The sequence below is a fragment of the Rickettsiales endosymbiont of Peranema trichophorum genome (assembly GCF_004210275.1).
Classification (GTDB): Bacteria; Pseudomonadota; Alphaproteobacteria; order Rickettsiales; family Midichloriaceae; genus RICK02.
Genome location: NZ_SCFA01000102.1, coordinates 1 through 2244 on the forward strand (window position 1 = coordinate 1; position 2244 = coordinate 2244).

The window sequence follows — 2244 nt, forward strand, 5'->3', positions numbered from 1 at the left end:
AACAGCATACTAAGCATTCTAAAGAATCGCATACTGGAGACATACTACAGAAGGGGGAGATGGTAGCAGAATATAACGAGATAGCTAGGCGTAACGTGTATGAAAATACGGAAAGTATTTTTCATTTGAGTAAAGCTATTGCAGCGAAGGAAAGGGGTGAAGAAGCGCCAATATCTTTTGGAGCTGGTGACCTACGTAATCTTGCTCCTTCGAATGGTCACCGTGTCCAGTCAAGACTGAGGGCACTCAATGCCATTGCTAGTGCGTTGTCTACAAAGCCCTACACATCAGTAACAGAGGTTGATGGTCATACAGGTAGTCCATTGTGTGTAGTACTGGGGGATCCAGATGGGGCACTAGAAAACCCAGATACAAGAATTAGGAGAGGAGAAGATGGTGTTCCTAATGTCTTCAATGCGCTGAAGAACTTTGTTGCTGAGCCTAAAGATGACAAGAAATACGAATTATTTAAGGAAATGGTCAGTAACAAGAATTGTAGGTGTATTGCTACTGCTGGTATTGTGTACGAGGAGATTAAGAAGTATTTGAGATTATTAGGTAAGAAAAGACCAGAGCTGAATGAGGACAAATTAAGTGAACCAAAGGCTGTGGAGTTGGAAATTGGAGAACAAGAAGAATTTCGTGGATTGGATTCAAAGTACAGTGGACTAGGACTAAACGATGACAAATTAAATAAATTAAGGGTATGGGTGGAAAGTTTAGAAGGAGTTGGTATACCCGATATCAATGAGCATGCAGACGTAGGTGCTCTGATAGTTGATCAAATGTTTAGTCAATGGGATTTAGATGCGCTTCGTGACCATAGAGACTTGTTGGACAAAAAAGTAAAGCTATTATCTGAAGTAGAGGAGGGGTATATTCCAAAACATGGGATACACGTCGACTTGAAGGCAATACCTTATATGAGGAAGGAGCATCCTGTGGCCACTACATTTAATGTTGGTATAGCGAATGCTAACCCTAGGCACCCGTCTTTTTGTTGTGCATGCTGTACGGCTGAAAGAGAGGTTTTAGAAAGGCAAGGTATCATTGTGAACGTTAGTGCTATTTCCTTTGAGCACTTCCCAAAGGGTTTTTACGCCCCTTCAGCGAACGTAGCATCGGACAATGAGTTATTGGAGAAATTCATAAGTACTATACACAGTAGGGCTGAATACAAGCTGATAGGAGTTCAAGAGAATTCTCCGTTATATAATCGACTGCAGGCTCTCGGAGTAGAGGTAGCAAGAGTAGGATCATTGCTACCTATACAATCTCAACGTACACAAGTATCTGCGAGGTCGCTATACGAAGCCTTAGAAACTCTCCAACAAGCTGTCCGACGCGTAGAAGGTATAAGTTGGTTAGTGGTTGGCTCTTGGCAAAGTAAGCTTGAATCGATCAAAGCACAATTAAGGCAAGTAAAAAAGGTAGGAGAAGTAGCAAAAGTACAAAAGATCACAGCCCGTGATCTGAAGATGTTGCACATTGGGTTGAAGCAATGCAAGACGTATATTACTCTTGGAAGATTATTATGTGAAGTTATGGAGATAGAGCGAGCCAGCTCGGATATACCACAAGAGAAGCTAGATGGTATTAAGGTACGATTGAAGAAAGTCGCTGGCACTCAAAAAGATGTGCTTGTATATCAAAAGATAGAAGAGAAGATCAGCATTATGGAATCGCTGACCAAAGTGAGAGGTCCTTCTAGTTCCACCCCAACTCCAGGAGTGAGGAATGATGGTCCTGAGGTAGATATGGACATGTTGAAGAAATCTATAGAGTCTACACGATCTCTTCAAGACATGACACAAGATCCAGGAGTGAGGAATTTGAATGACGACACCACAAGTTCCCACCAAGAGATCATGGGTGAGCCAGATCCTATTAAGAATATAGAAATACGGATTGACGAGTTGTTGAAACAACAAACAAAAGACGGAAAGAAAGGCAAAGGATGGAGTGCAGAGAAGATATTAAGAGAAGCAGACAGTATTCTACAAGAGTTAGGGCAACTAAAAATACAAAGCCAAGATGTGAAAGAGCGAGAAGCAACAGTACGTGACTTTATACTACAGGTGCAAAATAATCAGAAGATGGTACAGACGTCGGGGAGGGAGGAGGAAACTGTTGTGCCCAAAAATATGCAACCTGTAGAGTATGGTAACAGTGTAGAAGGTAGTCAAGACCATGATAGACTGGTGCCGAGCCGAGCAAGTAGTCTATATACAACAGAGAACATTG

1 protein-coding gene is annotated in these 2244 nt (G+C 41.9%); it reads left to right on the top strand.

The window, feature by feature from the left end; all coding sequences use genetic code 11:
* On the top strand, positions 1-2244 hold a 2244-nt coding region (locus tag EDM53_RS06250; RefSeq protein WP_207215490.1), incomplete at both ends, for a hypothetical protein.